This window comes from Bacillus stercoris, from assembly GCF_029772985.1.
GTDB lineage: Bacteria > Bacillota > Bacilli > Bacillales > Bacillaceae > Bacillus > Bacillus stercoris.
The window spans coordinates 1,341,956-1,365,605 of record NZ_CP121861.1 but is presented as its reverse complement, the minus strand read 5'-3'; the positions used below and the strand labels follow the sequence as shown (position 1 = coordinate 1,365,605).

Below are 23,650 nucleotides of genomic sequence, written 5' to 3'. Positions count from 1 at the left end.
TTTTTGACCAGAAATCAAAAACTTTTTGTGCAAAATCGGCAGGATTTGACTATTTTTTCATGGGGTGACATCAATGCAAAAGCGAGACGGACATATTCACACACCATTTTGCCCTCACGGCTCCAATGACACACTCAGACAATATGCAGAAGAAGCCTTAAAAAAAGGGTTCGAATCGATTACTTTTACCGAACACGCCCCATTGCCGCCCTCTTTCACCGATCCCACCCCGCTGAAGGACAGCGCGATGGCGCAAGCTTCTTTGGAACGCTATATTCATGAAATTTCCGGATTAAAAAAAGAATACGGCGGACAGCTTTCTATCCGGACGGGGCTTGAAGTCGATTATATTGCTGGATTTGAAGATGAAATTACATTATTCCTGGATACATACGGGCCATATTTAGATGACAGCATCTTATCCGTTCATTTTTTGCGCACAGGCTCTTCCTATCTGTGCCTTGATTATGACGAGCATACCTTTAAAGAGCTGATTTCAGCCTGCGGGAGCATTGAAGCTGTATATGAACAATATTACCGGAGTATCTATTCTTCCATTGTAGCATCTCTCGGCGTCTATAAGCCAAAAAGAGTCGGTCACATCACACTCGTCCAAAAATTCATCAAGCTGTTTCCGTACAGCATGTCAGAGCATATTCGCGGTCTCGTTTCTGAGTGTCTGGATGCCATTGAAAAAAACGGAATGGAGCTCGACTTCAATACTTCCGGCTTAAGAAAAATGTACGCTGGCGGTATTTATATCGAGGATTGGATGCTGAATGAAGCGAAGCAAAAGAAGATCCCGCTTGTGTTTGGGTCTGATGCCCATCAAGCGAGAGATGTCGGATATGCGTATGAGGCGTTTTTGGAACGATGCTAATTGGTGAGCGCCACGTCTCCTGTCCGGAAGACGCTTTTGATCCAAATCTTGATCTCTTCAAAATACATTTTATAAAAATACGGCTCGTGCGGCTGCATGTAGAGCACTTCTGAAATATATTGAGGCTGGAGATAGGGCATCATCAAGAGAGATTTTAATTGGAGAATAAAATGAGGCAGCGGCAGTGTTAAATGTTCACGCTGTTTTTCTCCTTTCTCAATGATCAGCTGGAAGATATACTTTTCCTTCATTAAATATGTCGACATAATTTCCCTGATTAACGTGGAGTCAATTGTGACTTCCCGGTAGACAAAACGAGTTAATTGACGATGGTTATGCTGATAGGATAAAATATCGAAAACCAATTGGAGAAGCTGTTCCTGCGTGCTTTGAGAAGAGATATTGCTTGCCGCTGTTTCAAGCGTTTTGCTGTAGCCTTCGTAAAACTCTGAAACTAAGTGTTCCATCAAGCCTCCTTTGCCTTTAAAATAGTAGGAGATGTGCGCAACATTTACATCAGCTGACTTTGCGATTTCACGGACAGATGTGCCAGAAAATCCTTTTTGGTTAAAAAGCATGACAGCAGATTCAATAATTTTGTCTTTGGTGCTTACTTTCATACGGCTCACTCCTTCCTCTTGATATTATTCAAGCAGGAAGCTGCTGTTCCTGTAAGAACTTATCGACAAATGCCGGCAGAAAAGCCGGAACTTTGTTTTATATTATAGAATAAGTGAGGGTTTTCCATGTTCCATGTCGAAAAACAATCTGGAGATAAAGAAAAAGACTATCAGCTTCTGCTAAAACAGCTCGAAGCCATGACCGAAGACGAAACAGATCCAATAGCTAACTATGCAAATGCCTCAGCATTGCTGTATCATTCGCTCCCTGAAGTCAACTGGGCGGGTTTCTATTTTGCCAAAGAAGAGGATGGACAGCTTGTATTAGGTCCGTTCCAAGGCCTGCCGGCATGTGTTCGGATTCCTTTCGGCAGAGGGGTTTGCGGCACAGCGTACACAAACGGAAAAGTGGAGCGTGTGGAGGATGTAAACGCGTTTCCGGGACATATCGCCTGCGATGCAGCGTCTCAATCAGAAATTGTGCTTCCGATTCGTGTAGACGGCAAAATTGTCGGCGTCTTGGATATCGACAGCCCCGTGAAAAACCGTTTCGACGAAATTGATGAAAAATACTTAACTCAATTTGCCGAAAAGCTAGAAAAAGCATTAGAGCAGTAATATTAAAGCCCAAAACTGATATCGTTTTGGGCTTTTTTCATTTTATTGAGTCATGAATCATCAAGCGGTTTTTCCCGTTCCGTTTCGCGCTATAGAGCGCTTCATCAGCCTCATGCACAAGCTCTTTCAGCGACTTTCTTGTTTCTGTCGTCCAGCAGGAGATACCGCAGGAAATGGTTACCTTGGGTTTCGTATTTTTTCTGACCGCATAAACCAGCCGCTCGGTAATCCGTTTCCCCACCGCAACCGGCACATTTGGCAAATAAACCGCCAGCTCCTCGCCTCCCCAGCGGGCACCGACATCATGCTTTCGAATGTTGCTTTTAATCACTGAAGCAACTTGAATTAAAATCTCGTCCCCAGTCTGATGGCCGTACGTATCATTTACATTCTTGAAATTATCAATATCAACAAGAATAAAAACACCCTTTTGGTGGATTTTCATGCTGTATTGAATTTTTTCGTCTAAATACGCCCGTGAATACAGTTCAGTCAGCTGATCTGTTTTTACGAGATGCTCCAAACGGTCGCGAAGCATTGAATTGGTTACAGCGAGTGTCGCGTGATGAATCAGTGCCTGAAACAGCTTGTACATTTCAAATGTAAAAGCGTACAGCTCTTGTTTCAATAAAACCGCAAAGCCTAAAAGACGGTCGTTTTGAATCATCGGGGCAGCCATCAGCGAGCCGTACCCCGCCTGCCCAAAAACAGACTGGCCATTCCCGATGAAAACCCCTTTTTCACCTTCATACAGCTTTTCTTTCAGCTCATTATAAAAGTCTGATGGCTTCTGTTCTTTAAAAAATGCTGTGCTTCCTGGGAGCAATGCTAGATTTTCAAAATGGTCGATATGAAAAAATCCCACTTCTTCTGCCTGAAACGATTCTGCCATTCTCACAGCCAGATCATTCATTGTATCAGTCAGTGTCAGCCGCTGATTCAAGCGGCGTGATGTTTCATTGATCAATTCCAAATTTGCGATGCTTGCTTTGGATTGTTCGTAGAGCTGGGCATTTTCAAACGCTTTTCCCGCCGCGTTTGCTAACAGCGACATTTCATCAAGGCAGGCATCAGTAAGAAAGCTGTCACCCGTTCCCTCAGCCTTCAACACCCCGTATGTGCCCTGCTGTCCTTTGATCGGAATATAGGCGACAGATTCATTTTTCCGCAAAATGTCTCCGGACAAATACACTTTGAGCGCAAAGGAATCGGATTTTTCCCCTTCCATATACAGCTCTTTTGCAGGAACCCCTAAACATTGGTCTTGATCGTGCGATATAAATAAAGAAAACTCAAAAAGAGAAAATGTGCTTGTCAAGCTTTCTAAAAGCTGCTTCAGCACATCTGTCTGATCAAGCAGTGAATGGAACAGCTCTGTCATTTTGTATATTTTTTTTTGGTAGATCGTTTTGTTATAGAGTGTTTCTTGTTTCATCGACTGGTTTAAAAATGAAGCAACTACATCCGGAAGCCCTTCAGGAATCTCTTCATCCTGCCTGCATGCAAGATGGAAACGCCTGCCGGAGCCGTCCTCAATCAGATAAGATGAAGCGTTTATTTTTGAAACGGAAAAACGGACTTCACCATCTGCCAGTTTTGTCACAAAGTCTGATGATGACGGTGTAAGCGAAACACAAAAGGTTGAAAAATAGGTTTGAATAGCCGAAGTCAGCCATATGAAAGAGTCGGTGAATGTGACTTTTTCCGATTTGGTTAATAAAAAATCGAGCATATGATAATGAAAGGCGGATAATTGATCTTTAGTTTGTTCTACCATGTTTTTATCACCTAAAAGTTTACCACTAATTTTTGTTTATTATATCATAAACGGTGAAGCAATAATGGAGGAATGGTTGACTTCAAAACAAATAAATTATATAATGACCTTTGTGTGAAATATTGCAGCCTTTTTGTTCAGCTTCTATGTTTTCATTTTGTTCCTTATCCATAAGGTGTATCGTGTAACTCTCTGCTGCTGGAGCGAGGATACATGAAAACAAAATGTGCATGGTCGAATAGAGCAGACGGTTTTTATTTTCCACAAAAATAAAACCAAAGGAGGAGTCACATTATGGCTCGCTATACAGGTCCATCTTGGAAACTGTCCCGCCGTCTAGGAATCTCTCTTAGCGGTACAGGAAAAGAATTAGAAAAACGCCCTTACGCTCCAGGTCCACACGGCCCAGGACAACGTAAAAAATTATCAGAATACGGTTTGCAATTGCAAGAAAAGCAAAAGCTTCGTCACATGTACGGTGTAAACGAACGCCAATTCCGCACTTTGTTTGACAAAGCTGGCAAACTAGCTGGTAAACACGGTGAAAACTTCATGGTTCTTTTAGATTCTCGTCTTGATAACGTTGTGTACAAGCTAGGTTTAGCACGTACTCGCCGTCAAGCTCGCCAATTGGTTAACCACGGTCACATTCTTGTAGACGGAAGCCGCGTTGACATCCCGTCTTACCAAGTAAAGCCTGGTCAAACAATCGGTGTTCGCGAAAAATCAAGAAACCTTTCTATCATCAAAGAATCTGTTGAAGTGAACAACTTCGTTCCTGAATACCTTACTTTCGACGCTGAAAAGCTTGAAGGTACTTTCACTCGTCTTCCTGAGCGTTCTGAACTTGCTCCGGAAATTAACGAAGCGCTTATCGTTGAGTTCTACTCTCGTTAATCGTTTTAAAAACCCCTGCCGCTATGCGGTTGGGGTTTTTTTATCGTCTGTTTCGTCTTTCGCCTCTTGCTGGCCAACACTATCTTGCGCCTGCCGCTCCCAATAATCCCGCTGTATCCGTTCTTTAGCAATCGTGCACATGAGATTCACGCTTTAGCGCTCCTTTCTTTTAAAAGGTGATGTGGTTGATCGTGTTTGCCCTATCTAATATACTCTTTTCCTTTCATTCCTATGCGGTAAACAAAAAGATCCTTTGCCTTCAGTGGCAAAGGATCTTTTTCTTATTTATATGTCACAAGGAAGTATTTTTTCTTCCCGCGGCGCAGAACAGTAAATTGATTTTCGATGCGGTCTTCAGCCGATAGGGTATAATTTATTTCTGTCTGGCGTTCGCCGTTAATGTAAACAGCTCCGTTTTGGATGTCTTCACGCGCTTGACGTTTAGAAGGAGATAATTTAGATTGCACCAACACATCTACAAGTGAAAGCTCTTGGCTGCTGTCAACTTCCATAGAAGGAACATCTTTAAAGCCTACCTTTACGTCTTGAGCGGAAAGCTCTTTAATATTGCCGCTGAACAGCGCTTGGGAGATGTTGATGGCTTGCTCCAGCGCCTCGCGTCCGTGAACAAGCGATGTCACTTCTTCTGCCAGGCGTTTTTGCGCTTCACGTTTTTCCGGCGCTGTTTCTGTTTTTTCAGCGTATGCTTCAATTTCCTCTTTTGATAGGAACGTAAAGTATTTCAAGTATTTGATAACATCACGGTCATCTGTGTTGATCCAGAATTGATAGAATTCATATGGTGATGTTTTTTCCTTATCAAGCCAGATCGCGCCGCCTTCCGTTTTTCCGAACTTCGTGCCGTCTGCTTTTGTGACAAGCGGAATCGTAAGGCCGAACGCTTTTGCTCCTTCTTCTTCTGATTTTCTGATCAGTTCAAGACCCGCTGTGATGTTGCCCCACTGATCGCTACCGCCGATTTGCAGTTTACAGTTTTTGTCTCTGTAAAGATTTAAGAAATCATAAGATTGAAGAATCATGTAGCTGAATTCCGTATACGAGATGCCGGATTCGATTCTTGAGCTGACCGTGTCTTTTGCCAGCATGTAATTGATGCCGAAATTTTTACCGACATCACGAAGGAAATCGATCACATTCATTTTGCCGATCCAGTCAAAGTTGTTTGCGATGACAGCTGGGTTTTCTGCTGCGTCAAAATCTAGAAATCTGGACAGCTGGTTTTTGATTTTTTGGGACCATTCGGAAACGATGTCAGCAGTGTTTAAAGTACGCTCTGCTTTTTTTCCGCTTGGATCACCTATGAGGCCCGTAGCGCCGCCCACAAGTGCAATCGGATGATGCCCTGCAAGCTGAAAACGGCGAAGTGTTAAAATAGGCAGCAAGTGTCCGATATGCAAGCTGTCTGCTGTCGGATCAAAACCTGAGTACAAGCGGATCTTTTCTTCATTCAGCTGTTTATTTAATCCCTCTTCATCTGTCATTTGCTGAATCAATCCGCGGAAGGATAAATCTTCAAGTAAGTTTGTCATAAGATAAAGCTCCTTTTTTGATTAAAATAAAAAACGCCCCTTCGTTTACACGAAGGGACGATTGATTATCGCGGTACCACCCTACTAATAAGAGAATGCAAAACATTCGTCTTATCACTTTGCCTGATAACGGATCAGGTCCGTTCTTTCACTACTGAAAGCCTGGCCGGCTTTGTTTGCAAAAGCGGTTCATGAGTGTATTCGATATATCCGTCTGTGCTGATTTTCACCGGCCATCAGCTCTCTGGAACGTAAGGATATTCTACTTGTCTCAATCTTTACCTTTTCATATGAAGCTATATCATTTTTAACATAAATAAAATCCCGTGTCAACGCCGCCTTTTAATCCTCCATCGTTGACAGATCACCGGCTGGGAGATTAAGCTCCCATGCCTTCAGCACGCGTCTCATGATCTTTCCGCTTCGGGTTTTCGGAAGCTTATCTTTAAATTCAATCTCACGCGGAGCCGCATGGGCTGCAAGACCCTGCTTTACAAATAGGCGGATCTCTTCTTTCAGTTTGTCAGACGGCTCAAATCCTTCCCTGAGTGCAATAAAGGCTTTAATGATTTCTCCCCGTACCGGATCAGGCTTTCCGATTACACCTGCTTCTGCAATAGCCGGGTGTTCGACAAGCTTGCTCTCCACTTCAAATGGGCCTACGCGCTCACCGGAGGTCATGATGACGTCATCTACTCTGCCTTGGAACCAGAAGTATCCTTCTTCATCCATGTAAGCAGAATCACCAGACACATACCAGCCGCCCGGCATGAAATACGATTCATACTTTTCAGGGTTATTCCAAATGGTATGCATCATGGAAGGCCAGCCCTTTTTGATAGCGAGATTGCCCATTCGGTATGGCGGAAGCTCATTTCCTTGATTGTCAACGATCGCAGCCTCCACTCCCGGAATCGGCTTACCCATCGAACCGGGTTTAATATCCATGCAAGGATAATTGCAGATGAGCTGACTGCCCGTTTCGGTCATCCACCATGTATCATGGATTCGTTTGTTAAAAACTTTGTGTCCCCATCTGATGACCTCCGGATTTAGCGGCTCACCAACACTGAGTACATGCCGGAGTGAGGTTAGATCATATTTCGCAGCCATTTCATCTCCCGCTCCCATCAGCATCCGAAAAGCGGTCGGCGCGCTGTACCAGACATTGACGCCAAGCTGTTCAATCGTTCCATACCAGCTTTCCGGGCTGAAACGTCCGCCGACGATGACATTTGTCACCCCGTTCAGCCACGGTGCAAAAATGCCGTATACCGTACCTGTCACCCAGCCTGGATCAGCTGTGCACCAATAAATGTCTTCTTCCTTTAAATCAAGGACCCACTTTCCTGTTTGGTATTGCTGAATCATCGCTTCATGGACATGCAGTACGCCCTTTGGCGTTCCAGTGGAACCTGATGTATAGTGAAGCAGAAAACCATCTTTTTTATCCATCCATTCGATATCCAGTCTTGTGCTCTCCTGTTTCGCTGCTTCATCATAATTGATGAGGTTTGTGCCGTTCTCAGCCTCTCCGCCGACTACGAATATATGCTGCAAGTGAGGCAGTTTGTCTGCCGGTATCCTCTCCAGCAGCTCAGGCGTTGTGACAACAACCTTTGCCTCACTGTTTTCAAGCCGGTCCTTCACCGCTCCCTCCATAAATGCTTCGAACAGCGGCCCGGCGATGGCGCCAATTTTGATAGCGCCAAGCATAATAAAATAAAGCTCGGGTGATCTCGGCATAAAAATAAAAACGCGGTCCCCTTTTTCCACATTTCCATACCGTCTCAGCACATTCCCGGCTCTGTTTGATTCTTCCTTCATTTCTTTAAATGTGTATTTTTCATCCCGTTTTGCGTCTTTATAATAAAGTGCTACTTTGTTTTTTCGAAACGATTCGGCATGGCGGTCAATCGCTTCATACGCCGCATTCAGTTTCCCTGTCTCATGCCAAGAGAAATGTTTCTCTGCCTCGGCCCAATCAAAATGCCGGTACGTTTCTTCATAGTTTTTTAAGTTATGATCCCCCTCTATTGCTGGTAACGCTTTCAAATTCATGCCCAAACATCCCCCTTTGCTGAAGTTGTCACAATTATTATAGTATAAATTCATATTCTTCTCAATTTTTAAAATATAAACCATGTTGAAAACGCTTTATATTTTGGTATTCTTAAAGAAGGCATGTATTTTTATAAGAATTGATGGGACGGTGAATTAGTGGAACATCATAAAACATACCATTCAGCAAACATCAAAACAGCAACCGGCTCTTTACAGATAGAAGGGCCTGTCTCTCCAGAGGATTTGGCAGGTTATGAGTTTCATAAAGATTTAACCGCATTTCGCCCGCCTCGCGAGCAGCATGAAGCGCTAGTCGATATTGCAGGCCTTCCAGAAGGGCGCATTATTATTGCCAGAGACGGCCGAACCATTGTCGGCTATGTCACGTATTTATATCCTGACCCGCTCGAAAGATGGTCTGAAGGAAATATGGAGGATTTGCTTGAGCTCGGAGCCATCGAAGTAGCGCCGGACTATCGGGGATGCGCTGTCGGAAAGACCCTTCTGGCCGTCAGCATGATGGATGAACAAATGGAAAACTATATTGTGATGACAACAGAATATTACTGGCATTGGGATTTGAAAGGGATGAAAAAAGATGTGTGGGAATACAGAAAGATCATGGAAAAGATGATGAATGCAGGCGGATTGGTCTGGTTTGCAACGGATGAGCCGGAGATCAGCTCCCACCCTGCAAACTGTCTGATGGCCCGCATCGGAAAAAACGTCAGCCAAGAATCAATTGAACAATTTGACAGGCTCCGTTTTTATCATCGTTATATGTATTAACTGACACTGACAAAGGGGAAAAAATAATGATTGTTGAGCAAATCATGAAAAGAGATGTCATTACATTAACGAAGACGGATACGCTTGAAACAGCAATATGCAAACTGAAGGAATTCCATATCAGGCATCTGCCTGTTGTAGATGAAGAACGACACGTGATCGGCATGATTACAGACAGAGACATGAAACAGGCGAGCCCCAGTATTTTTGAAGAAAACAAACGAAGCCTATTTCTCACACGAAGCGTAGATTCAATTATGAAAAAAGAGGTCGTCTGCGCCCACCCGTTAGATTTTGTCGAAGAAATATCTGCGGTGTTCTACGAGCATGGCATCGGCTGCCTTCCAGTCGTACAGCATCAAAAATTAGTAGGCATTTTGACAAAAACCGATTTGCTGCGGACGTTTGTCAAATTGACAGGCGCTGACCAGCCGGGCTCGCAAATTGAAATAAAAGTAAACGACATCACCAAAAGCCTCGCTGAGATCAGCAGCCTTTGCCAAGACCTTCAAGTGAAAATATTAAGCGTGCTTGTTTATCCGCATGACGATCCCGGTGTAAAAGTGCTCGTCTTCCGTGTAAAAACGATGAATCCGCTGCCGTTTTTGCAGGAACTGCAAAGAAATGGGCACCACGTCGTATGGCCGTCAGAGCAAAGGGATCTGCTATGAGAGACAGTGTATTTATCTATTCTCCATCCTATCAAACCTACATGTTTCATCAAGAGCATCCCTTTAATCAGCAGCGGGTTCTGTTAACATATGATTTGCTTCAGACGATCAATGCCTTTGATGATGGAGACATTGTCAGTCCCAGACTCGCCTCAGAAGAGGAGCTAGCCCTTGTCCACACGGATGATTACATTCAGGCCGTAAAGCTTGCGGGCGCCGGAAAGCTTCCCGCTGAAGAAGGAGAAAGCTACGGGCTCGGCACTGAAGATACACCCGTCTTTGCCGGCATGCACGAAGCGGCATCACTCTTGGTCGGCGGCACTTTAACGGCCGCAGACTGGGTCATGTCAGGACAAGCCCTGCATGCGGCAAACCTTGGTGGAGGGCTTCATCATGGCTTTCGCGGGAGAGCCTCAGGGTTTTGCATATACAACGACAGCGCTGTGGCGATTCAATATATCCAGAAAAAATACAGCGCCAGAGTGCTTTATATTGATACAGACGCCCACCACGGGGACGGTGTGCAATTTACATTTTACGATAATCCTGACGTATGCACGCTGTCCATTCATGAAACAGGAAGGTATTTATTCCCCGGAACCGGCCAGATCCAGGAAAAAGGCAGCGGAAAAGGATATGGCTATTCCTTTAATATCCCGCTTGACGCTTTTACAGAGGATGATTCTTTTCTTGAAGCTTACCGGACAGCAGTTTCAGAAGTCGCCGCGTATTTCGAGCCCGATGTCATTATCAGCCAAAACGGCGCCGATGCCCATTACTACGACCCGCTGACGCATTTATCAGCAACAATCAATATATACGAAGAAATTCCCCGGCTTGCACATACTTTGGCTCACCAATATTGCGGAGGGAAATGGATTGCAGTCGGAGGCGGCGGATATGATATTTGGCGAGTTGTCCCCCGCGCCTGGGCCAGAATATGGCTTGAAATGAAGGGGATTGATCCGGGACACGAGATCCCGCCGGAATGGATCGCTAAATGGCAAAAACAATGCCCCGTCGCCCTGCCGTCCAGCTGGAGCGATCCGGCTGATTTATATCCTCCGATTCCCCGCAAACCTGAAATTACAGAAAAAAATGCCCAAACCGTCAGCAAAGCATTATATGCGATACGGTCCGAGCAACAACGAACAAAGTAAAAAACGACCTTCACGAAGAGGTCGTTTTTGATTTTTTGATGACGATTTCCACACGTCGGTTTTCTTTCATGTGTTCGTTTGTCTTATTGTCCTTTACAGGCTTTGTATCCGCATAACCGACAGCAATAAAGCGCTTCGAAGGAAGTTTTTCTTTTGATGTGAAGTATTGAATCACTCCGCTTGCCCGTGCTGCTGATAGCTCCCAGTTCGACGGATATCGGTATGTCGAAATGTTTCGGCTGTCTGTATGGCCTTCGACTTGAATGTCATTTGGAATGGTTTGAAGAAGTACGGCGATTTGGTGAAGAAGTGTTTCAGCATTTTTCAGCACCTTTGCCTCACCTGTATCAAACAGCACCGCCTCCTGCAGAACGAGCACGACACCGCGTTCATCCCGTTTGGCTGTCATTTGGGCCTTCAAGTGATTGTCTTTTATATATGTATTTACTTTCTTGAGAAGCTGATCCTGCTGATCCGCTTGCTTCTTCGCATCGGATGGAGGTGTTTTCTTTTTTTCTATGGACGTTTGGTCCGGCTGAAGCCCGCCGCCATCCTTCTGAATCGAATCGACTGCCGCTTTAAATTTTTGAAGATCGATTTGGGACATTGAAAAAAGCAAAATAAAGAACACAAGGACCAGGGTGATCAAATCTGTAAAGGTAACCATCCAGCTGGATGAAGATTGACTGTTTTTCCCGTTTCCATTCCTTCTTTCAAAACGTTCTCTTCTAAGCTTCATGTATAGATCCCTTTTTTGTTTTTACTTGATTCGGCTGTTTCTGCCATTCTTCCCGTGAACTGAAAACGACCAGCTGGCTTTCAAGGTTGCGCGGGTTTTTTCCGGATTGAACACCGATAATCCCTTCCACCATTACCTGTTTGATGAAAATTTCACTTTCTGTTTTCTCTTCAAGCTTTGCCGCGATTGGGTTGAAGACCATATTGGCCAGTAATGAACCATATAAAGTCGTCAGAAGCGCAACTGCCATATTCGGTCCGAGCATATGCGGATCATTTAAGTTTTTGAGCATCAGCACGAGCCCGACGAGTGTTCCGATCATTCCCCACGCCGGAGCAAATTCTCCCGCTTTTTCAAAAACACGCCGTCCTTTGCGGTGCCGTTCCTCCATTGCTGCGATTTCTGAATCCATGACAAGCCGAATCGTTTCTTCATCCCAGCCGTCAATTGCTAAAAGCAGCCCTTTTTTCAAGAATGGATCTTTGATTCCCCGAGCCTGATCATCCAATGATAAAAGCCCATGTTTACGCGCGTGATCGGAAAGGGAGACAAAGGTTTTCACAAGATCTTTCACATTGTCTTCCTGGCGGATGAATGCCTGCTTTAATACAGAGGGCGCTTTTTTCAGCTCTCTTGGCGGAAAACTGATAAAAACAGCGGCGCATAGTCCCCCTGTTACGATGAAGAAAGAGGTTAGATCAAGAAAAGAGCGGAAACCGCTTACTCCCGATCCCGAAATAATCCCGATAACAATAATAATCGTTCCTAACACAAATCCAACAGGTGTAAGATAATCAAAACGTTTCATCATTTCTCCCCATGAAAAAAGCAAGAATTCACCATGAAGGTGAAGCTTGCTCTTTGTTTTTCTTATGACTTGGTTGACTTTCTTAGTTCGATACGGTGCGGCAGTTCGACGATATGCTCTTCAACCGGCTCTTTATTCATGAGCTTCGTCAGCAGTCTCATCGCAACGGCGCCAATATCATATGTCGGCTGAACAACTGTTGAAAGCTGCGGACGAACCATGAGGCTTAATCTTGTATTATCAAAGCCGATAATGTCAAGATCCTCCGGAATGGATAAGCCCTGATCCTGAGCGGCATGGATAATGCCGAGTGCCATTTCATCAGTTGCAGAAAGAATGGCTGTCGGTTTTTTATCCAGGCTCATCAGATGCTGCAGTGCTTCGAGTCCGGAATCATATGTGTAATCCCCTTCAGCTACAAATTGTTCATTAAACGGGAGGTTCGCTTCTTCAAGCGCACGTTTGTAGCCTTGGAGTTTTTTCGAACGGTTGATCGGTTCTGTCATTGGTCCGGAAACGAACGCGATGTCTGTATGTCCTTTATCAACCAAAAGCTTCACGGCATCATAAATCGCCTGTTCGTAATCGATAGCGACTGACGGTGTTTCCTCCTGCTCTTCTACAGAAGCGGCAAGTACAATCGGCACTGGGGAACGCTTAAATTCCGCCACATGCTCGTCCGTAATGTTTCCGCCCATAAACACGATGCCGTCCACTTGTTTGCCGAGCATTGTGTTTAACAAGTGCAGCTCTTTCTCCATGTTTTGGTCAGAGTTGCTCAAAATAATATTGTATTTATACATTGTCGCGATATCTTCAATTCCGCGCGCAAGCTCTGAATAGAAAATGCTTGAGATATCGGGAATGATGACACCTACAGTTGTTGTCTTTTTGCTTGCCAGACCTCTTGCCACCGCGTTTGGACGGTAACCGAGACGGTCAATGGCTTCCAATACTTTTTTCCGTGTTGTCGGTTTTACATTTGGGTTGCCGTTCACGACACGGGAAACGGTTGCCATGCTTACATTAGCTTCTCTCGCTACGTCGTAGATCGTAATATTGCTCATCCTAAAACCACTCCTTTTACTGGATACACTTATCCTTATCTATAGCATAAACACTTTATGTAGAGAAATGTCATAATGTCCGAATTTATGTCGTTTATGATTTGTAAGCGTAAGTCAGTAGTGTACATTATTTTTCATTATTCATCAAATTTAATTACTTCTCATGAAATTATACACGTTTTTATAGATGATGAAAACGTATACTTGGATTTTATAACTAAATAAACGAGAAAGCATAAAAAAAGGCCGCAGGCGCGGCCTTTTGGATTGTTCAATTAAGCGTTGACTTTCACCATTGGCTTCAGTTCATTCAGCCATTTTTCGAATTCAGGAATCGCCATTTGCTGAGCAGAGTCAGAAAGCGCGACTGACGGATCAGGGTGAACCTCAGCCATGACACCGTCTGCACCGATCGCTAAAGCAGCTTTAGCTGTCGGAAGCAAGAGGTCACGGCGGCCTGTTGAATGCGTAACATCAACAAAGACCGGCAAATGCGTTTCTTGTTTCAAAATCGGCACAGCTGAAATATCAAGCGTGTTTCTCGTTGCTGTTTCGTATGTTCTGATTCCTCGCTCACAAAGGATAATTTGGTCATTTCCTTGTGACATGATGTATTCAGCAGCATTGATGAATTCAGAGATCGTTGCTGCAAGGCCGCGCTTCAGAAGCACTGGTTTTTTCACTGCACCGGCAGCTTTCAGCAATTCGAAGTTTTGCATGTTGCGCGCTCCGATTTGAATGACATCAATGTAGTCAAGCGCTTCTTCGATATGAGCCGGCGTTACGATTTCACTGATAACCGCCAGATCATATTCATCCGCTACACGTTTTAAAATTTGAAGGCCTTCTACGCCAAGCCCTTGGAAATCGTATGGGCTCGTACGAGGCTTAAAGGCTCCACCGCGCAAAATTTTAATGCCTTGTTTTTTCGCAGCTGCAGCCACTTCAGCTACTTGCTCATAGCTCTCTACCGCACATGGGCCGACAATGAATCTTTGCTGGCCGTCTCCGATTTTTTCGCCTTTGATATCAACAATTGTATCTTCAGGTTTTTTCTTGCGGGAGACAAGCAGCGCTTTGCTGTGATCTTCTTCTTGAAGCTCTAAACCGGCTTTGAATATCTCTTTAAAAATGTGCTGGATGGTTGAATTTTCGAACGGACCGTCATTGTTTTCAATGATATTGTTTAACATAGTGCGTTCTCTGACAGGGTCAAATCGGTTGACACCCTGTGCTTCCTTCGCTTTACCGATCTCTTTTACAACATTTCCGCGTTCGTTGATTAATTTTAAAATTTGTAGGTTTAATTCGTCTGCTTTCTGCCTTAAAAGCTCTAACTCTGTGTTGCTCATTTTTTTCATCCTTTCCCTGCACATTCATTTTTTATTTTGTAGTTATCATGCATCTTACTATAAGTAATTCCAAATGGAAATACTGAAATACAAAAAATTTTATAAAAACTCTACTTTATTACCCAAACGCTTTTAAGTGATAAAGTAATCTATGAAGCTATCCTACATGATGTGAGGGCAATGTTCAAGGGTTTTTTACAAAAAAAAAAGCGCCAGATAATATCTGGACGCTTTTTGCTATGACAAATGCTGCTCAATGGCAGCCTCTGTAATTTGTGAATGTGAGGTATGCCATTTCACTTCACCGTTCTGAATGATGAATACTTGAGGGCTTTCATGCTTTACCCCATATGTTTCTGCGATGAAATTTGACAGCGGCCGGGCTTCTTGTACTTGAAGATAGTAAGCCGGCACATCCTCATGCTGCTTTGCAAAGGCATCAAACTCATGAAATGCTGCCTGGCTGATCGGGCATGTGGTGCTGTGTTTAAAGAAGACAAAAGCGCCTTCCTGTTCTGCAATCCGTTTAAATTCTTCTTCAGATTGAATAAGCTGTTTAGCCATGATTCAAGCTCTTCCTTCCCTGCTCAGCGATTCATATGCTCAGCCTGTTTTTGTGCATCTTTCAGTTCGTCTTTTACATCTTCTTTCGCCTGGAGGACTTGATCTTTTGTTTCGCCGGCTGCCTGCATCGCTTCTTCCTTCATATCTTGCATTGTTGATGAATCCGTTTTGTCAGATTTGGAACGGTCTCTTAAATCCTTTACCTTGTTCATGATCTGCCCAGACTGATCCGCTACAAGCTGTGTGATGTTGGAAGTTTTGTCTTTTGCGATGCTGACATATTGCGTGCCTTTTTCCTTCGCATCAGCCGTCATTTTATCTGTTTTGTCCCGTAATGCAACCGCTTGGCTGCCGAGATCGTCGCGAAGTTCTTTGCCTGATTTAGGCGCTAGAAAAAGAGCTGTAGTGGCACCGATGATTCCCCCGATTAAAGTTCCGATTAAAAAATCTTTACTATTAATTCCATCTTTGCTCATCATTATTCCTCCTCTAGGTATTTTTTCTCTTACAGAGCTGATTTTTTCTTTTGCTTCCATTTCTCCCAAATTTCCATTGCTGCTTGGCTCCATGTGACAACTTGATTGATCTTGTCTTGATTTTCTCTAACTGATGCCGATACAGACCCTGCCGCCTGTTTCATGGATGTATTGAACTGCTGTACAGAAGTTCCCACCCCTTGAACAGCATGAACGACCGTGTTCAGCTTTTCTGATTTTTCCTGAATATCTTCAGCCAGGCGGTTAGTCTTATGTAAAAGCTCGGCTGTTTCAGTTGTGATGCCCTTCATTTGTCCCTCCAGCCCTTCAAGAGTGGATGCGACGTGTTTTAGTGTCAGCTGCAGTGACTTCAATGTTTTAGACAAGTAGATCACTAATACGAGAAATGCAATTGCGATGAGTGCAACGCTCAAATAAAGAATAATAATCATCTCAAACCTCCTTGCTGCAGGATATACTGCTGTTTACCCGTTTTCTTCAATCATAAACATGTGTACTGGGCTGTATACATACTATTCTCCGTTATGTAAGAAAATCCTTTAATAAGCTTTCTCATCAGATAAATAAAAAGCAGTGAGATCACTGCTTTTTATTATGCCATGACGTTTTCGTAGGCTCTCATATACTTTTGGATATCTCCTGCCCCCATGAAGATGAGAACGGCTTTATCATGAGCTTTTAAAACAGAAGTGTCATCTTCTTCAATCAGCTTGGCATTATGAATTTTCCCCTGCAGATCGCCGATCGTCAGCTTTCCAGCATTCTCACGGGCTGAGCCGAAAATATCGCATAAATACACACAGTCAGCGCCGCTCAGGCTTTCTGCAAATTCGTCAAGGAATTGCTGCGTTCGCGTAAATGTATGAGGCTGAAATACCGCAACAATTTCACGATCAGGATATTTCTGTCTTGCCGCCTCAATTGTCACTTTTATTTCTGTCGGGTGATGAGCATAGTCATCAATCAGCACTTGATCCCCTAGCTGCTTCTCATTGAATCTGCGTTTGACGCCCCCAAAGGATTTGAGAGCATGCTTAATGATGCTGGAATCAATTTCTTCATAATGGCATAACGCAATGACCGCCAATGAGTTTAATACATTGTGGTGGCCGTACGCAGGAATATAAAACGTATCATAGAACGTATTGCGGACAAAGACATCGAAAGTTGTCCCTTCCGTGCTTTTTACGATGTTTCTGGCTTGAAAATCATTTTCTTCCCCTGTGCCGTAATACACAACCGGGACGTTCGCATGGATTTTCGGCAGATGCTCATCGTCTCCGCAGGCGATAATGCCTTTGTTGACTTGAAGAGCCATCTCTTGAAAAGCGTCAAATACATCGTCAATGCTTGAGAAGTAATCAGGGTGATCAAAATCAATATTCGTCATGATCGCGTAGTCTGGCTGATAGCTTAAGAAATGGCGGCGGTATTCACACGCTTCAAACACAAAGTATTCGCTGTTTTCATTTCCCTGGCCTGTTCCGTCTCCAATTAAGAAAGACGTCGGTTTTGCATTTTGGATCACGTGAGCCAGCAAACCCGTAGTCGACGTTTTGCCATGTGCACCTGTAACGGCAACACTTGTGAACTTTTTCATGTAGTCGCCTAAAAACTTATGATAACGTATCACCGGAATTCCGTCAGACATCGCTTTTTCTATTTCTGGATGCGTGTCTGGGAATGCATTTCCGGCGATAACTGTCATGCCGGGCTTAATATTTTCCGCGCTAAAAGGAAGAATCGTAATATTTCTTTTTTCAAGCGCTGTTTGCGTAAAAATAAATTTTTCGATATCCGATCCTTGGACAGTATATCCATTATCATGAAGTATTTGGGCAAGCGGACTCATACCTGTCCCTTTTATTCCAACAAAATGATAAACAGTCATAATTGTACCTCCAACAAACGTCTATCTGTTCCCCAGTATATGACGCTCATTTCAATTTGCGACCGCGGCGGGTGAAAAGCCTCCCTTAGCGGCGTATTTTATATGTTTTGTTATGTTCAGTATCCGGTTATTTCTTTCCGATTAAACCTAGATATCAAGATTTGTCTATGCGCAGCTGCTGTAAAGCGACATAGCTGTTAAATGCTCTAAACACTATCATACCATGTTTGGTGTGAAAATGAACCCATATTATTCGTTTATTAAATCACTTGCCGTGATCAGCACCTCGCGGGGTTTGCTTCCTTTTGCCTCTGAGATCATGCCTTCCGCTTCCATCATATCGATCAGCCTTGCCGCCCGGTTGTAACCGATTCTGAATCTTCTCTGCAGGCTTGAAGTGCTTGCACTGTTTTGCTCTACAACAAACTCACACGCTTCGTAAAACAGTTCATCCTCTTCTTTCAGGGCTGATCCTTGTCTTACGAGCTCTTCTTGTTCAAATAAATAGGTTGGCGGCATTTGGTTTCTGACGTGAGAAACAACGCGGTCGATTTCACGATCCGACACAAAGTTACCTTGCAGACGGACCGGTTTTCCCGAGCCGTTTTCCAAAAAAAGCATATCCCCTTTTCCGAGAAGCTTTTCTGCACCGGCGATGTCAATAATCGTTCGGGAATCAACCTGGCTAGAAACAGAAAAGGCGATTCTCGTCGGGATATTCGCCTTAATCAGGCCTGTAATGACATCTACTGACGGACGCTGAGTTGCGACGAGAAGATGGATACCGCATGCTCTTGCTTTTTGGGCGATCCGCGCTATGCTTTCTTCCACATCGTTTGGCGCCACCATCATCAGATCTGCAAGCTCATCAATAATGACAACTAAATATGGCAGCTTTTCACCCATTTGGTGTTCCCCGGTTAATTGATTAAAGCGGTCTATGTCACGTACACCTGAATGGGCGAACAGCTCATAGCGGCGCTCCATTTCCTCAACGACCCATTTCAAAGCAGCTGTAGCCGCTTTAGCATCAGTAATGACAGGGCTGACGAGGTGAGGAATTTTATTGTAAGGAGCCAGCTCGACCATTTTTGGATCAATCAGCAGCACCTTTACCTCACTCGGATCAGCTTTATAAAGCAGGCTGACTAATATTGTATTGATGCATACGCTTTTTCCCGAGCCTGTGGCGCCGGCAATCAAGCCATGCGGCATTTTCTTCAAGTCGATAACGACAGGATTTCCCGAAATATCTAATCCCAGCGCAGCCGTAAGCGGTGACTTGCTTGTCCTGAAAGCTGAGCTGCGAATCATTTGGCGCAAATCAACCACCTTGCTCGTGCGGTTCGGCACTTCAATCCCGATCGTGTTTTTCCCCGGAATCGGCGCTTCAATCCGAATATCTCTTGCTGAGAGACTGAGTTTAATATCATCAGACAAGTTGGTGATTTTATTCACCTTTACACCTGGTTCAGGATGCACTTCGAATCTCGTGACAGACGGACCCTGGGTTACATGGACGACATTGGCGCGGACATTGAAATTTTTCAAGGTCAAATCAAGAAGCTGACGCTGTTCTTCGAGCCACGCAGTATCATCTTGGACCTGCGCTGGCGGGACATCTAGCAGTGCAACATTCGGAAATACATAGCTGCCGCGGCGTTCCTCTGCTTTTTGCTGTTTATGCGTATCTCTTTTCAGCATCATGACATTAAAAGGAACGGATGGCCCTTTTTGAGAAGGTGCGTTTTGTTCGGACCTGTTCTCTTGCACACCAGGCCTTGGTTTCGGCTCTTTTGAAGCTTCGTGAGGTTTGTCTGCCCGGATTTCCTGCCGGTTTTCATGGGTTGCAGAAAACGGTTTGGAAGCTTGGTCCATCCGATCAGTTTCCTCAAGCTCTGTATGGCTGTCTGGCTGAACATCTATCTTCGTTTCCTTAGATTCTGCCGGAATGTCACACTGATTATTTATTATGCTTTCTGATGGCTCTTCTGATTCTTCCGCCTCAGTTTCTGTTTGATCCAGAGCTCCAGATGAATGCTCGTGATCAGTAAATAATGAAGGTTCTTCCTGATAAAATTCCATTTGTTCTTCTTGAACGAACGGAGACTCAGCACCTTCTGCCGCGTTTTCGTGATGATTGTATACTGTGCTGTCTGACGGCTCTTCTGATTTTTCCTCCTCAGATGTTGCCTCTGCCAGAGATTCAGGAGCTGTTGGCTGTTCATCAAGTTCAGCGGAGAAAACAGGCTCTTCAAATTGCTCTGCCTGCTCTTCCCTTTGTTCTTCCTCAGCCGATGCAGGCATGATGTCTTCGCGGCTTACTTCACTGCCTGAAAGGCCTTCATTCGCCGTATCTGTGAGTATCTCAGGCATTGGCCCTTCGGCATGTTCAGCTGGGAAGAAAGACTCCTCTTTTTGCGGCTGTTGAAGGCCTGATTCAAATGGCACTTCATTACCTGGCGCCTCATCATGCTCTGTATCCTTTCTGTTTAAAACGCCAGAAGGCTGTTTTTCAAATTGGATATCCGGAAAGAAAGGATTTTCTTTTTTGGAGTGCGCCTGTGTGTCTGAAGCAGGATAGCCGCGTTCACGTTCGATCTCTTCTGACAGCAATGTTACCTTCTCTTTTACCGGTTTATCCGGTTCGTTCAATGTTTCAGAAGGCTTTTTCGGCACATCCTTTTTAACGGATGGTTTTTGATTGAATCCATAGATTGGCGAAGGGATATTTGTCGGTTTAAACGGTTTCTTCGCCGGCTCTGATGATTGATATGTATGCTGCTCTTTTTCATTGCTGGGACGCTCTCTGTAAGGTGCAGCGCTTGGACGAGGCGCGGATTTCGGTTCGACCGATGGTTCGCGGCGCCTTCTCAGGTCATGATTTTTGTATCCGTCAGGCACGACTGGAAAACGGAACTTGCCTTTTGGATATTCATAATATATTTTAGGATCTTCCAATCTTTTTAATTGTCCTTCAGGATGATGCACCTCTTGTTGCTGCGGAATTTGAGCGGGTTTTGTCTCCCGTTCAGCATCCTCTTCGCTCTCGCCTAAAAACAAATCAAAAAATTTATGAAGCCAACTCATAATTTATCTCTAACTCCCTTATAGTTTTCTGGGACGGTTTTTAGTATACCACTGCTGGTCGGCCCAGAAAAGATTAAGCTATCAGCAGAAACAAAGCCGCTAAACAGGGGCTTAGCGGCTTTTCACATGATTCGTTTTTTTGGGCGGATTTATGGGAGTCTAAAACTGAAATGCCTCTCCCGCCTCATAATCTCCTTCTAACACAAGGATCCCTTTTTCAGCAGGGGCGTCAGGCAAATCAAGCTCTTTCGCTGAGCAGATCATTCCGCTTGACGGAACGCCGCGAAGCTCTGCATCCTTAATGACAAGTCCGCTAGGCATCACAGCGCCGACTTTGGCAACGACAACGTTTTGTCCTTGGTCAACGTTAGGCGCGCCGCAGACGATTTGAAGCGTTTCTTCTCCTACATTGACTTTACATACGCTTAATTTATCGGCATTCGGATGTTTTTCTTTTGATTCTACATAACCCACAACAAACTTCGGAGATAAATCAACGACTAATGTTTCTTCAACGCCGTTTCTGTTTAAAATCTCATTCACATCTTGCACGAATGTTTCTGAGAGCGCAACAGGGCCGTTTTCATCAATGGTCAAGTAAGTAGACGCATTGAAAATGTTGAAGCCCGTTGTTTCTTTTGTTTCGTTATTGAAAATTTTGACGACGTCGCCGTGTTTTTCATAGCCTAATTGTTCGCGTGTCACATCTTGAAGAGAGATCAGTAGCGTGTCTCCCACACCTTCTTTATTATAAAAAGCGTTCATAAGTAAAAATCCTTTCTAATCCTTTTTCGGACGGCTTTTCGCCAGGATAAACACCGGTTCCAGCTTTCCTTCATTGTACAAAAATGAAAGAGCGGTAATCGGAACGGTGCCGCCTGCAAAGAAGCTCATCGACATTTGTCCTAGAATATCATACCCTGATTCATTCCGGATGTCAGCAAGAATCAGAACGTCCTGATGCGGAACAGAGATCGCCAGCTCCCCTTCTGCACGCTGCTTGTACTCATTTAAAATCGCTTCGTTCAGAATCCGGCTGGCGTCGTATCCATCGTTTGCCCTGAAGAAATAAAAGTAATTGCCGGCAACCGTATCCTCTTTGACAACCGTCGGCAGAGAACGGAGATTAAATGCGGCCGTCTCTCTGATCCGTTCTTTTGTCCAGTTTTCTTTCTCAAGCATGCGCTGGTCAATTAAACGGTATGTTTTCCCGAGATCGAGCGCGTAATAAATTCTTGTCTCTGCGGTATGATCATCATAAATGAGCGGGATATCTTCGCTGGACTTGTCCGGGAAGGAAGTCGAGCGGATGACCGGATAAATGCGAGTTTCTTTCCCGGTCATTTCCTGAGCCTTCCCTTCCATTGCCGTCATCGCTTCGGAAACATAGTACACGATCTCATCAATGGCTTCGTCTTTTTTCAGTTCCCATTTCGCAATAATCGGCGGCAAATCGAGCGTAATCCCTTTTTTTGTCGTTTGATCCTCAACACGGAGAGTGTCTTTTTCTCTGTCAAACAGAAAGGAGCGATTCTCGTGCTGAAGGCGCTGTTTCAGTATATCTGACAGCTTCCTTGAGGTCATTTTCAAACCGATGTCCTCCTTTACGCTTTAGCGAGAGAATCTGTTAAAAACTGTTCGATTTCTTCTTTTGTTTTGCGGTCTTTGCTTACAAAACGATTTACTTCTTTTCCTTCATTAAAAACAACAAAGCTTGGGATTCCGTAAATTTCCCACTCTGCACATGTATCAATGAATTTGTCACGGTCTACGTAGTAGTAAGTGAATTCAGGAAAATCCGCTTCCAGTTCAGGCAGGAAAGGCTCTACAAAACGGCAATCCGGGCACCAGTCGGCAGAAAACATAAATACAGCCCAGTCATCCTGTACCGCTTTTTCCAGCTCTTGAGTTGATTCAATTTTTTTCATTTTCATATCCCTCCAGTTGTTTATGTTCTTACATGTTTGTTTATCGATACTCGTCCATTTGGATCATACCAAACTGCTTGAGGCAAAACCACTTATATGCAACGAATGAATATGTAAGATTGGCTTTCCCATTATCATTATCATATTTTATTTGCATTATCAAGCTCGTTTCGTTTAACATCGTGTACATGAGGGTGAAATTTACAGATGGACATACATAAGGAGGGATTTTAGTATGGAGTTTATCGTCTATTTAGCAGGAGAAATCCACAGCAATTGGCGCGAGGAAATCAAAGAGAAAACAAAATCGCTGAAGCTGCCGATTACGTTTGTCGGCCCGATGGAGAATCATGACCGCTCAGACAATATTGGCGAAGACATTATGGGCGTACAGCCAAATGCCGTTTTGAAGGATGACAAAGCCTCTGACATCAACAACTTCAGAACCGCCGTCCTGATGAATAAAGCAGACTTTGTGATCGCCCTGTTTGGCGAAAAATACAAACAGTGGAACACGGCAATGGATGCATCATATGCGATCGCAAAAGGAAAACCTCTGATTATCATCCGGCCGGAATCACTCCACCATCCATTAAAAGAGCTTTCCAATAAAGCGAATATTACGGTGGAAACCGTCAACCAAGCCATCAAGGCCCTTTCCTATCTATTTGAAACAGAATAAGAAAAA

25 protein-coding genes and 1 other annotated feature are annotated in these 23,650 nt (G+C 44.2%); of the genes, 7 read left to right on the top strand and 18 right to left on the bottom strand.

The genetic code is table 11. The features are described from left to right. The first annotated feature begins 73 nt into the window (after positions 1-73). Positions 74-880, top strand: a complete 807-nt coding sequence (gene hisJ / locus QA442_RS07090) for a histidinol-phosphatase HisJ (protein WP_095432432.1) — start codon at positions 74-76, stop codon at positions 878-880. On the opposite strand, the gene refZ is transcribed toward hisJ, so the two are convergent. After that, positions 877-1,500, bottom strand: a complete 624-nt coding sequence (refZ, locus tag QA442_RS07085; RefSeq protein WP_095432433.1) for a transcriptional regulator RefZ — start codon at positions 1,498-1,500, stop codon at positions 877-879. The genes hisJ and refZ overlap by 4 nt on opposite strands. 126 nt (positions 1,501-1,626) lie before the next feature. Here refZ and QA442_RS07080 point away from each other — a divergent pair, with 126 nt between their 5' ends. Continuing rightward, positions 1,627-2,118: a GAF domain-containing protein gene (locus QA442_RS07080; protein ID WP_095432434.1), complete on the top strand. Its 492-nt coding sequence runs from the start codon at positions 1,627-1,629 to the stop codon at positions 2,116-2,118. A 37-nt stretch (positions 2,119-2,155) separates the two neighbouring features. On the opposite strand, the gene QA442_RS07075 is transcribed toward QA442_RS07080, so the two are convergent. Further along, positions 2,156-3,895 (bottom strand): diguanylate cyclase domain-containing protein, encoded by a 1,740-nt coding sequence (locus QA442_RS07075; protein WP_095432435.1) that lies wholly within the window; start codon positions 3,893-3,895, stop codon positions 2,156-2,158. Between the two features lie 294 nt (positions 3,896-4,189). On the opposite strand from QA442_RS07075, the gene rpsD reads away from it, so the two are divergent. Beyond that, a complete protein-coding gene (gene rpsD, locus QA442_RS07070; protein ID WP_014664997.1) occupies positions 4,190-4,792 on the top strand; it encodes a 30S ribosomal protein S4 in 603 nt (200 codons plus the stop codon). 21 nt (positions 4,793-4,813) lie between these two features. Here rpsD and sr7p read toward each other — a convergent pair whose 3' ends face one another. The 3 genes from sr7p to acsA all read right to left on the bottom strand — a co-directional run bounded on the left by sr7p (position 4,814) and on the right by acsA (position 8,403). Next, positions 4,814-4,942, bottom strand: coding sequence for a small protein SR7P (gene sr7p, locus QA442_RS07065; RefSeq protein WP_041521401.1), 129 nt, complete (start codon positions 4,940-4,942; stop codon positions 4,814-4,816). 131 nt (positions 4,943-5,073) lie between these two features. Continuing rightward, positions 5,074-6,342: a tyrosine--tRNA ligase gene (gene tyrS, locus QA442_RS07060; RefSeq protein WP_095432436.1), complete on the bottom strand. Its 1,269-nt coding sequence runs from the start codon at positions 6,340-6,342 to the stop codon at positions 5,074-5,076. Positions 6,343-6,392: 50 nt separating this feature from the next. Beyond that, positions 6,393-6,630, bottom strand: a binding site (T-box leader). 54 nt (positions 6,631-6,684) lie between these two features. Then, positions 6,685-8,403, bottom strand: coding sequence for an acetate--CoA ligase (acsA, locus tag QA442_RS07055; RefSeq protein WP_095432437.1), 1,719 nt, complete (start codon positions 8,401-8,403; stop codon positions 6,685-6,687). Positions 8,404-8,562: 159 nt separating this feature from the next. Here acsA and acuA point away from each other — a divergent pair, with 159 nt between their 5' ends. Genes acuA through QA442_RS07040 form a run of 3 tightly spaced genes read left to right on the top strand, consistent with a single transcriptional unit; the run spans position 8,563 to position 11,026 of the window. After that, positions 8,563-9,195: an acetoin utilization protein acetyltransferase AcuA gene (gene acuA, locus QA442_RS07050; RefSeq protein ID WP_095432438.1), complete on the top strand. Its 633-nt coding sequence runs from the start codon at positions 8,563-8,565 to the stop codon at positions 9,193-9,195. Positions 9,196-9,221: 26 nt separating this feature from the next. Further along, on the top strand, positions 9,222-9,866 hold the full coding sequence (locus QA442_RS07045; RefSeq protein WP_014665003.1) for an acetoin utilization AcuB family protein: 645 nt from the start codon (positions 9,222-9,224) through the stop codon (positions 9,864-9,866). Then, positions 9,863-11,026: an acetoin utilization protein AcuC gene (locus tag QA442_RS07040; protein ID WP_069150083.1), complete on the top strand. Its 1,164-nt coding sequence runs from the start codon at positions 9,863-9,865 to the stop codon at positions 11,024-11,026. The genes QA442_RS07045 and QA442_RS07040 overlap by 4 nt, the downstream gene beginning before the upstream one ends. 10 nt (positions 11,027-11,036) lie before the next feature. Here QA442_RS07040 and motS read toward each other — a convergent pair whose 3' ends face one another. From motS to QA442_RS06975, 13 genes are all read right to left on the bottom strand, one after another. Continuing rightward, on the bottom strand, positions 11,037-11,765 hold the full coding sequence (gene motS / locus QA442_RS07035) for a flagellar motor protein MotS (RefSeq protein ID WP_014665005.1): 729 nt from the start codon (positions 11,763-11,765) through the stop codon (positions 11,037-11,039). Next, the gene (motP, locus tag QA442_RS07030; protein ID WP_040082125.1) at positions 11,755-12,573 is read right to left on the bottom strand and encodes a flagellar motor protein MotP; all 819 of its coding nucleotides are present in this window, start codon (positions 12,571-12,573) and stop codon (positions 11,755-11,757) included. Before motP ends, motS begins: the two co-directional genes overlap by 11 nt. Before the next feature lie 62 nt (positions 12,574-12,635). Continuing rightward, positions 12,636-13,640, bottom strand: coding sequence for a catabolite control protein A (gene ccpA, locus QA442_RS07025; RefSeq protein ID WP_095432439.1), 1,005 nt, complete (start codon positions 13,638-13,640; stop codon positions 12,636-12,638). A gap of 275 nt (positions 13,641-13,915) precedes the next feature. Then, positions 13,916-14,992 carry a bifunctional 3-deoxy-7-phosphoheptulonate synthase/chorismate mutase gene (locus QA442_RS07020; protein ID WP_040082124.1) on the bottom strand — a complete coding sequence of 359 codons (1,077 nt, stop codon included), beginning with the start codon at positions 14,990-14,992 and terminating at the stop codon, positions 13,916-13,918. Positions 14,993-15,229: 237 nt separating this feature from the next. Then, positions 15,230-15,556, bottom strand: coding sequence for a bacillithiol system redox-active protein YtxJ (gene ytxJ / locus QA442_RS07015; protein ID WP_095432440.1), 327 nt, complete (start codon positions 15,554-15,556; stop codon positions 15,230-15,232). 23 nt (positions 15,557-15,579) lie between these two features. Continuing rightward, on the bottom strand, positions 15,580-16,032 hold the full coding sequence (locus QA442_RS07010; RefSeq protein WP_040082123.1) for a YtxH domain-containing protein: 453 nt from the start codon (positions 16,030-16,032) through the stop codon (positions 15,580-15,582). 29 nt (positions 16,033-16,061) lie between these two features. Further along, positions 16,062-16,484 (bottom strand): DUF948 domain-containing protein, encoded by a 423-nt coding sequence (locus tag QA442_RS07005; protein ID WP_014665011.1) that lies wholly within the window; start codon positions 16,482-16,484, stop codon positions 16,062-16,064. Positions 16,485-16,645: 161 nt separating this feature from the next. After that, positions 16,646-17,944, bottom strand: a complete 1,299-nt coding sequence (gene murC / locus QA442_RS07000; RefSeq protein WP_014665012.1) for a UDP-N-acetylmuramate--L-alanine ligase — start codon at positions 17,942-17,944, stop codon at positions 16,646-16,648. Positions 17,945-18,193: 249 nt separating this feature from the next. Further along, positions 18,194-21,034, bottom strand: a complete 2,841-nt coding sequence (locus QA442_RS06995) for a DNA translocase FtsK (RefSeq protein ID WP_095432441.1) — start codon at positions 21,032-21,034, stop codon at positions 18,194-18,196. 159 nt (positions 21,035-21,193) lie between these two features. Next, entirely contained in the window at positions 21,194-21,799 is a 606-nt protein-coding gene (gene ytpR, locus QA442_RS06990; RefSeq protein ID WP_069840134.1) for a YtpR family tRNA-binding protein, read from the bottom strand. A gap of 15 nt (positions 21,800-21,814) precedes the next feature. Next, complete coding sequence (locus tag QA442_RS06985; protein ID WP_080478262.1) at positions 21,815-22,624, bottom strand: DUF1444 domain-containing protein; 810 nt, start codon at positions 22,622-22,624, stop codon at positions 21,815-21,817. 14 nt (positions 22,625-22,638) lie between these two features. After that, positions 22,639-22,962, bottom strand: coding sequence for a thioredoxin family protein (locus QA442_RS06980; RefSeq protein ID WP_014665016.1), 324 nt, complete (start codon positions 22,960-22,962; stop codon positions 22,639-22,641). Between the two features lie 40 nt (positions 22,963-23,002). Further along, positions 23,003-23,119 (bottom strand): hypothetical protein, encoded by a 117-nt coding sequence (locus QA442_RS06975; RefSeq protein WP_004399150.1) that lies wholly within the window; start codon positions 23,117-23,119, stop codon positions 23,003-23,005. A gap of 78 nt (positions 23,120-23,197) precedes the next feature. Between QA442_RS06975 and QA442_RS06970 the strand changes: the two genes are divergently transcribed. Further along, a complete protein-coding gene (locus QA442_RS06970) occupies positions 23,198-23,644 on the top strand; it encodes a YtoQ family protein (protein ID WP_014665018.1) in 447 nt (148 codons plus the stop codon). Positions 23,645-23,650 lie beyond the last annotated feature (6 nt).

What these genes read in the sequence shown, in the direction of transcription:
- hisJ (WP_095432432.1), top strand. Translation starts at nt 74, where the DNA reads ATGCAAAAGCGAGACGGACATATTCACACACCATTTTGCCCTCACGGC.
- refZ (WP_095432433.1), bottom strand. Translation starts at nt 1,500, where the DNA reads ATGAAAGTAAGCACCAAAGACAAAATTATTGAATCTGCTGTCATGCTT.
- QA442_RS07080 (WP_095432434.1), top strand. Translation starts at nt 1,627, where the DNA reads ATGTTCCATGTCGAAAAACAATCTGGAGATAAAGAAAAAGACTATCAG.
- QA442_RS07075 (WP_095432435.1), bottom strand. Translation starts at nt 3,895, where the DNA reads ATGGTAGAACAAACTAAAGATCAATTATCCGCCTTTCATTATCATATG.
- rpsD (WP_014664997.1), top strand. Translation starts at nt 4,190, where the DNA reads ATGGCTCGCTATACAGGTCCATCTTGGAAACTGTCCCGCCGTCTAGGA.
- tyrS (WP_095432436.1), bottom strand. Translation starts at nt 6,342, where the DNA reads ATGACAAACTTACTTGAAGATTTATCCTTCCGCGGATTGATTCAGCAA.
- acsA (WP_095432437.1), bottom strand. Translation starts at nt 8,403, where the DNA reads ATGAATTTGAAAGCGTTACCAGCAATAGAGGGGGATCATAACTTAAAA.
- QA442_RS07045 (WP_014665003.1), top strand. Translation starts at nt 9,222, where the DNA reads ATGATTGTTGAGCAAATCATGAAAAGAGATGTCATTACATTAACGAAG.
- QA442_RS07040 (WP_069150083.1), top strand. Translation starts at nt 9,863, where the DNA reads ATGAGAGACAGTGTATTTATCTATTCTCCATCCTATCAAACCTACATG.
- motS (WP_014665005.1), bottom strand. Translation starts at nt 11,765, where the DNA reads ATGAAGCTTAGAAGAGAACGTTTTGAAAGAAGGAATGGAAACGGGAAA.
- motP (WP_040082125.1), bottom strand. Translation starts at nt 12,573, where the DNA reads ATGAAACGTTTTGATTATCTTACACCTGTTGGATTTGTGTTAGGAACG.
- ccpA (WP_095432439.1), bottom strand. Translation starts at nt 13,640, where the DNA reads ATGAGCAATATTACGATCTACGACGTAGCGAGAGAAGCTAATGTAAGC.
- QA442_RS07020 (WP_040082124.1), bottom strand. Translation starts at nt 14,992, where the DNA reads ATGAGCAACACAGAGTTAGAGCTTTTAAGGCAGAAAGCAGACGAATTA.
- ytxJ (WP_095432440.1), bottom strand. Translation starts at nt 15,556, where the DNA reads ATGGCTAAACAGCTTATTCAATCTGAAGAAGAATTTAAACGGATTGCA.
- QA442_RS07010 (WP_040082123.1), bottom strand. Translation starts at nt 16,032, where the DNA reads ATGAGCAAAGATGGAATTAATAGTAAAGATTTTTTAATCGGAACTTTA.
- QA442_RS07005 (WP_014665011.1), bottom strand. Translation starts at nt 16,484, where the DNA reads ATGATTATTATTCTTTATTTGAGCGTTGCACTCATCGCAATTGCATTT.
- murC (WP_014665012.1), bottom strand. Translation starts at nt 17,944, where the DNA reads ATGACTGTTTATCATTTTGTTGGAATAAAAGGGACAGGTATGAGTCCG.
- QA442_RS06995 (WP_095432441.1), bottom strand. Translation starts at nt 21,034, where the DNA reads ATGAGTTGGCTTCATAAATTTTTTGATTTGTTTTTAGGCGAGAGCGAA.
- ytpR (WP_069840134.1), bottom strand. Translation starts at nt 21,799, where the DNA reads ATGAACGCTTTTTATAATAAAGAAGGTGTGGGAGACACGCTACTGATC.
- QA442_RS06980 (WP_014665016.1), bottom strand. Translation starts at nt 22,962, where the DNA reads ATGAAAAAAATTGAATCAACTCAAGAGCTGGAAAAAGCGGTACAGGAT.
- QA442_RS06975 (WP_004399150.1), bottom strand. Translation starts at nt 23,119, where the DNA reads ATGCAAATAAAATATGATAATGATAATGGGAAAGCCAATCTTACATAT.
- QA442_RS06970 (WP_014665018.1), top strand. Translation starts at nt 23,198, where the DNA reads ATGGAGTTTATCGTCTATTTAGCAGGAGAAATCCACAGCAATTGGCGC.